The sequence below is a fragment of the Mesorhizobium sp. B1-1-5 genome (assembly GCF_006443065.1).
Lineage (GTDB): Bacteria > Pseudomonadota > Alphaproteobacteria > Rhizobiales > Rhizobiaceae > Mesorhizobium.
The window spans coordinates 1-1,057 of the sequence record NZ_VFWS01000636.1 but is presented as its reverse complement, the minus strand read 5'-3'; the positions used below and the strand labels follow the sequence as shown (position 1 = coordinate 1,057).

Below are 1,057 nucleotides of genomic sequence, written 5' to 3'. Positions count from 1 at the left end.
GGCTTGGCTCAGGCTGGTTATTCGAGGGAATCGTTCGGCATCAGGGGCTCCAGTGGCATCATATGGCGACTAGCCGGCTATCCCGCCGGCAGTCTTGAGAACCTTCGGTTCAACACGTCCCTCGATGGCTGGTTCCACGCCGGCACATACGTGTTCGTCGCACTAGGTCTCATTGTGCTATGTCGTGCGACGCGCCAACCTCATCTCGGGTGGTCAGGAAAGTTGCTACTTGCAACGATGCTCATGGGCTTTGGCATATTCAACCTGGTCGAGGGAGTGGGCGATCACCAGCTTCTCGGCACACTCCATGTCAACGAAACCGTCCCGCGGTTCCAGCGGGTCTACTGGGAGATCGGGTTGTTTGATTTGGGGTGCGCTGATGCTGCTCGGCGGGTGGGCCTTGTCAAACGGCAAGCGGAAATCCCGGCTGTGGCAGCTTTGAAGCGTTGGACTCCAGCGCTTATTTCAGTTTGCCTTGGAACCGGATTGTAGCAGCGATGTTATAGACCTCTCGAGAACGCGGAGAAACATCGCACATGCTGACTGCCATTCGATCCTTCTTTGGCCGCAACACCCGGAGGAGGAACGCGGAAGAGCAGACCGATCGAGAACTGCCCATCAGGAAGGAACTCGACACCCTTGAGTCTATCCGCTTGACCGACATGGCCGGATTGGGCTCCTGGTCGCTCCACCGCTAGCCATACCTGTGATATGCCGCTACCATCAGATCGCCCCGAGGTTGCGTGCCGAGCATGTTGAGCCGGCAGCATCAGACCGCGGCACCGGCGGCTTCCAGCGGTTAGCGCCTGCCGTCCGAAGCATGCTCACGGAGGCCGCATCCAGCGATTGAGAGCGTTCGACGGAGTGGCTGGCGTCCATTGCGAAGCCCGAGGCCTTGATGACATAGATCACGCCGGCTTCAGCACCCCCTTGCCAGTTCGACTGCGGCTGACGGGTGATTGCATCCGAAGTCAAGTGTACCGATGCGACGCCGGAAGCGCGCCATCTTGCACGGCTCGAAGCGATAGCCGTTCGGCCACCGGGAAGATGCGACGGG

General features: G+C 59.8%; 1 protein-coding gene and 1 pseudogene. One reads left to right on the top strand and one right to left on the bottom strand.

Annotation, left to right across the window (positions count from 1 at the left end; all coding sequences use genetic code 11):
* Positions 1 to 442, top strand: a pseudogene (locus tag FJ980_RS33970) (DUF2243 domain-containing protein); the annotation flags it as partial.
* 281 nt (positions 443 to 723) lie between these two features.
* Here FJ980_RS33970 and FJ980_RS35165 read toward each other — a convergent pair.
* Positions 724 to 1,057, bottom strand: a 334-nt coding sequence (locus FJ980_RS35165) for a hypothetical protein (protein ID WP_210243793.1), incomplete at its 5' end; no start/stop codon positions are given.